The organism is Candidatus Binatia bacterium, assembly GCA_036382395.1.
GTDB lineage: Bacteria > Desulfobacterota > Binatia > HRBIN30 > HRBIN30 > JAGDMS01.
The window spans coordinates 1-4,977 of record DASVHW010000208.1; the positions used below are offsets into that span (position 1 = coordinate 1).

7 protein-coding genes are annotated in these 4,977 nt (G+C 59.8%); 4 read left to right on the forward strand and 3 right to left on the reverse strand.

Annotated features, from left to right (window positions below):
* Both VF515_09570 and VF515_09575 read right to left on the reverse strand, forming a co-directional pair.
* The coding region (locus VF515_09570; GenBank protein HEX7407883.1) for a hypothetical protein at window positions 1-851 on the reverse strand (851 nt) is incomplete at its 3' end.
* Between the two features lie 179 nt (window positions 852-1,030).
* The gene (locus VF515_09575) at window positions 1,031-1,990 is read right to left on the reverse strand and encodes a tetratricopeptide repeat protein (GenBank protein ID HEX7407884.1); all 960 of its coding nucleotides are present in this window, start codon (window positions 1,988-1,990) and stop codon (window positions 1,031-1,033) included.
* 433 nt (window positions 1,991-2,423) lie between these two features.
* Between VF515_09575 and VF515_09580 the strand changes: the two genes are divergently transcribed.
* The 4 genes from VF515_09580 to VF515_09595 all read left to right on the forward strand — a co-directional run bounded on the left by VF515_09580 (window position 2,424) and on the right by VF515_09595 (window position 4,697).
* Window positions 2,424-2,570 (forward strand): hypothetical protein, encoded by a 147-nt coding sequence (locus tag VF515_09580; GenBank protein HEX7407885.1) that lies wholly within the window; start codon window positions 2,424-2,426, stop codon window positions 2,568-2,570.
* A gap of 62 nt (window positions 2,571-2,632) precedes the next feature.
* Window positions 2,633-2,854 (forward strand): DUF6582 domain-containing protein, encoded by a 222-nt coding sequence (locus VF515_09585; protein HEX7407886.1) that lies wholly within the window; start codon window positions 2,633-2,635, stop codon window positions 2,852-2,854.
* Window positions 2,855-3,135: 281 nt separating this feature from the next.
* The gene (locus tag VF515_09590) at window positions 3,136-4,101 is read left to right on the forward strand and encodes an EamA family transporter (GenBank protein ID HEX7407887.1); all 966 of its coding nucleotides are present in this window, start codon (window positions 3,136-3,138) and stop codon (window positions 4,099-4,101) included.
* Between the two features lie 209 nt (window positions 4,102-4,310).
* The gene (locus VF515_09595; GenBank protein HEX7407888.1) at window positions 4,311-4,697 is read left to right on the forward strand and encodes a response regulator; all 387 of its coding nucleotides are present in this window, start codon (window positions 4,311-4,313) and stop codon (window positions 4,695-4,697) included.
* 97 nt (window positions 4,698-4,794) lie between these two features.
* Here the strand turns inward: VF515_09595 and VF515_09600 are convergent.
* A partial coding sequence (locus VF515_09600; protein HEX7407889.1) for a tRNA (adenosine(37)-N6)-threonylcarbamoyltransferase complex transferase subunit TsaD occupies window positions 4,795-4,977 on the reverse strand: 183 nt, incomplete at its 5' end.

Consider the following 4,977-nt stretch of genomic DNA (forward strand, 5'->3'; position numbering starts at 1 on the left):
GTCGTCTTGGCGCTCTGCCACATCAATTTTCCGCGCAGCAGCCAGGGCAGTGAGGGCGAGTCGTCGAGCTTATCCACGTGCTTGTAGCCGGTGGGAAGATCGAATATCTGCGGCTCGAGCGGCAGGCGGGAGAAGTCGGTCACCATGGCCGTCATCGAATGATTTGCACCGCTGCCGCCGCCATGGGTTGTGACTGATACTTCCACCGGGAAGCGTGGCAGCACCGGCCCGATCTGTTGTACCTCAAAATCGTCATTGCAATTCGCGCTGACGAGCACGGTCACGGCGGGGCCGGAAGGAAGTTTGCCCTCCATGCAGGTCTGTTGCGACCGGTCTACGTCGATGTACCAGCCATCTTCGGTGGTCTCCTGGGCGACGGCGCACGCGCCGGGAGAAGGAACCTGTTTGCGGTCGGTCACGAAACGCCGTGCAGTTTGGCCGAAGACTTGTTTCGTCTCGCCGGTGTCGCGGGTTTCCACCGTAAGCTTCACCTTCGCGCCGCCGGGCCGGGATGGGAACGGCGAAGGAGCAGCGTTCGCCGGCGTCCCGTCCTTGTTGAATTCCGTCACCGTGTACTGGTGATGATCGAAGTCCAGTTGCAGGACGCGGTGCATGTCGCACTGGTAGATGGTGGCCATGCGCGGACCGAAGGCGAGCGTCTCCGGCCTGCCATCCTTCCAGCCGTATCCGACTTCATTGCGATGATCGATGCGGATGCGCTGTCCCTGGAAATAGAACGTCAGTGCCCCGTGCTCGCCGGATGCGTCCTTGATTTTCTTACTGTACTTGAGGTCGGCCGCGGAGGCGACAAGGGAAACGCAGATGAGGATTGGGAAAACGAGCCGGAACATGCGGGAGACCCCGAACGCATGAGTGTATCAGGGAAAACGATCCAGTCGGCAAAAGGTCGAAAGGTAGGGAACCCCGGCCCTCAAATATTTGAGCGACTGCCTGGATGTGCGTCCTCAGTTCAACGCAGGCACACTCCAGTTGGGTTGAATGATGGCTAACGATCCTCCTCGACCGCGGGTTAATCGCAATCGATAACGCGACGCCCGCTCTTACCCAGAATGTGAAGCTGCGGCTGGCCGCCGTTCGTTTCATACTCGGCGCGCTGCCCGTCGTAAACACCGCCGTGGAAGGTCAACGTCTTCGATTCCGGGGTGAAGCTGTATGTGCCGCCCGTGTAAGTGCTGTCTCCCGTTATGGTTAACGGTGCCGTATCCTCGAGATGATTCCCGACAAAATACACGCAGTGGTATTGTTTGGGTGGTGGGGTGTTGCGGCCCACATACCCAAATGCGGGAGAGGCCACAACAGTAGCGACACCCCCACGCATCGCCTTCAGCACCTCGTCGTTTGCTTCGCCGCCGGGTACAGGCTCAGTCGCCTGGGAACCGGCAGGACGGAGTTGAGAGCGGTGATCGGTAAAGTCCACACAACACACCCAAGCGTCCGCGTGCTCGGTGTAACCGAGCGGATGGACGCGAAATGGGGAATATATTTTGCCGTCTAAATGCTCGGCACTGTCATCGCGCACTGCAATGATGATTGCTTTGAACCATACGCCACTGTCGACATAATCAACGCGTTCGCCGACCTTATGCTTCAGTTGTCTGTTCGCAGCAGAGGGCTGAGGCTGCGCTTGGAGCATTGTGTTTTGAGTAGGCGGAGCTGCCGCAGGCGCCGGGGACGAAGCTGATGCCCCGGTGCCGGACGTCAGCAGGTCGGCCGACTTCTCGAAGGCTTCCGCCGCTTCCTTGTTCATGTTGAGGCGGGTGAACGCTTCGCCGAGCTGCTGGTAGGCGTCTGCGTCATTGGGCTTAAGGCGAATCACCTGTTGGTAAGCTTTCACGGAATCGCGGAACTGGCCTGCTTTGAAATAGGCCGCTCCGGCCTTACGGTAGGAATCGGCGCTGCTTTGAGCGCCGGCCTGCCCTGCCAGGGCTAAGCCGAGCAAGACGACGATACAAAGGGTTGACCACTTCATGTGAATATCTCCAATCGGGTGCGAGGCAGTATCCGGCGCTTCTTATCCTGTCGACGGCGCCCCGCGTCTGCTAACTGCGGCAGATGCGGGGCACCGTCGAGAGGAGAGCGCAGATTATGAGGCACCTGCCCTTGTCATGGCGTTGGACTCTGGATCGGCGTAGATAAAATGTTGGCTCCATTTCCATTCAGAGAAACAGTAAAAATCTGAACGCGCTGCCTTATACCCTCCGCCGATCTTCTGACACTGTTCATCTTCGATAGTCCAACCCTCGACCGCGTTTAAGGGCCTCCTCGTTTCACATTTTGAGATGCTACATTTTGCGGATGAGTACAGACTGTTCACAACTGCTCGGTAGGAAGACAATTTTGAAACTGCCCGCCCTGTACCAAATTGACCGGTAATCCCTTTGCACTCGTGACATCGTGCAAGAATGCATAAGAACGAGCCGAAACACGAATCCAACCAAGCGACACTCGCTCGCGTCAAAAAGGAAATGGATGAGCCGCGCATGACCGAATCCGCACGGGAAGAAGACATCGACCAGACCACGCGGCAGGAACCGGAAAAGCTGCCGTAATCCAACCTGGTAAAGAGTCCCGGGCCGTTCGTGCGCAGGGGGATGTTCAGCGGGAGGAAATAATGGCAAAGCTAACCAAGCCAGCTCGTGATCGGATATCCGCCACCAAGTTCGCTTTCCCCAAGCAACGCAAGGAGCCGCTGGAAAATGCCTCTCACGTTCGCAACGCTGCTGCGCGCTTCAACCAGGTGACGGGCGTTACGGAAGCGGAACGTCGGGCGGCGTGGAAGCGCATACAGTCTGCCGCAAAACGATACGGAGTGGAACTTGAAAAGTCCGACTAACCGGGTTCCATAAAAGGGGATGTCACGAGAAAATACGTTCCCCTTCCGCCGGATCCCCCTTCGCGGGTTTCCAAGGGTCGGCATCCGTAAGCTCAACATCTTCTACTCCGACCTACCGCCGATCCTGATCTCCGCCACTCGTTTAAGTTCACCCGTCCGCGCTCGCCGAGAGCATACGTCCGGTAGCTGCTCCATGCCCACAACTCCGCCGGCTCCGCCAGCCCGCGCCGCATCGGGTCCTGGCGCCGGACTCTGTTAAGGTAAATATTCCGTAATCCACCATGAACTCCTCCGAACGCCAGTACCGACGCAGTGCCTTCCTCGCCTTTGCGCTCGTCTATTTCTTCTGGGGCTCGACGTACCTGGCGATCGCGATTTCGGTGGAGCACATTGGGGCGCCGCTGATGGGCGGCCTGCGCTTCCTTACCGCGGGAGTGCTGCTGCTGGGCTGGTGCGCGCTCACCGGACGCCGTATCTCCATCAGCGTACGTGAAGCCGTCCGCCTCGCCGTCATCGGCATCCTGCTGCTGAGCATCGCCAACGTGGTGCTGGCGTGGGCGGAAGAGACGGTCCCCAGTGGACTGGCGGCGCTGATCGTTTCCATCACGCCGCTGTGGTTCCTGGTGATCGAAACATGGATCCTGCGCGGCGATCATCTGTCGCGGCGCGGCATCGTCGGCCTGCTTCTGGGGATTGCCGGCATCGTCGTGCTGGTCTGGCCCAAGCTCCACGCCGCCACCGCCCTGGGACACAAGGAACTGTTTGCCTGCCTGGCGCTGCTGGGCGGGTCGCTGTCGTGGGCGATCGGGTCGGTGCTCTCCAAACGCTGGAGCACCTCCTCCGATGCGTTCGTGGGCGCCGGGTGGCAAATGACCTTCGCCGGGCTGGTAAATTTTGGAGTAGCGGCCATCGTCGGCGACTACCACCACGTGGTCTGGACCATGCGCGGGCTGGCTGCGATCGCCTACCTGGTGGTATTCGGATCGTGGGTGGGATACAGCGCCTACATCTGGCTGCTGCACAACGTTCCCATGCCGAAGGTCGCCACGTACGCATACGTAAATCCGGTGGTGGCGGTATTTTTGGGCTGGCTCGTCCTGCACGAAAAAGTGGACGCCTACATTCTGACCGGCAGCGCCATCATCGTCGCCGGCGTGGCGCTGGTAACCAGCGCCAAGGTGAGAACCAAGCGCGGCACCCTGGAGCCCGAACCCGACCTGCCCGCCGTGGAGGGCGCAGGCGACTGAAGTCGAAACAAATTCAAGTCCAAAAACGTATTCCGGGCGCCGATTCCAGGGCCGTGACCAAGGTAATAACGGGTGCCCGGAGTTATCTTGTAAGGCGCATGGGGCTTTGCTACTGTTCCCTTCCAACAAAGCAATTGCGCTGAAGTTTGGCGCGGCAGAAGGAAACGTCCTGGTCCGCCCTGAACAAGCGTGCCGTGCGAGGAGGGGAATTGTCGCTGGCACTGATTGTGGATGACTCGATGCTCGTCCGGCACACGGTATGCCGGTATCTCGAGGAGCGGGGATGGACTGTGGAGGCGGTCACCGACGGCGCCGAAGCCGTGCTGGCCCTGCAACATCTCCGTCCCCACCTGATCGTGACCGACATGATGATGCCGCGCATGACCGGCAGCGAACTCATCACCGAGTTGAAGAGGCGCCCCGAGACAGCCGATATTCCGATCATCATCCTGTGCGGCCGGAGCAGCGAACGGGAAGCCAAGGCGAACGAGGACCGCGCCGACTGCGCCATCTATAAAGACATTGACATCGTGAAGCAACTCGACCGTGCGCTCGCCATCGCGCTGGCCGAAATGAAACCCGCAGGTAGAAGCTGATCCTTCCCACCCCCAATAGTGCGGGCCCGGCTGCCTTCAGCCGGGCCCGCATTGTCTTTGAATTCTGGACAATTAGACTTTAGAAGTGCCGAGGGCCCTACCGCAATTGCAGTGCCGGTTCGGCCGACAACTCAGGCTCCGCGAAATCGCCGGCCAGGAACTTTGGATACGCCGCCGCCGCGATCATCGCCGCGTTGTCGGTCGAGAGCGGACGGGAAGGGAAGTACACCGGAGTGCCTTCTTCATTTGCCGCCCGCTCGAAGCGGGCGCGCAGATAGGT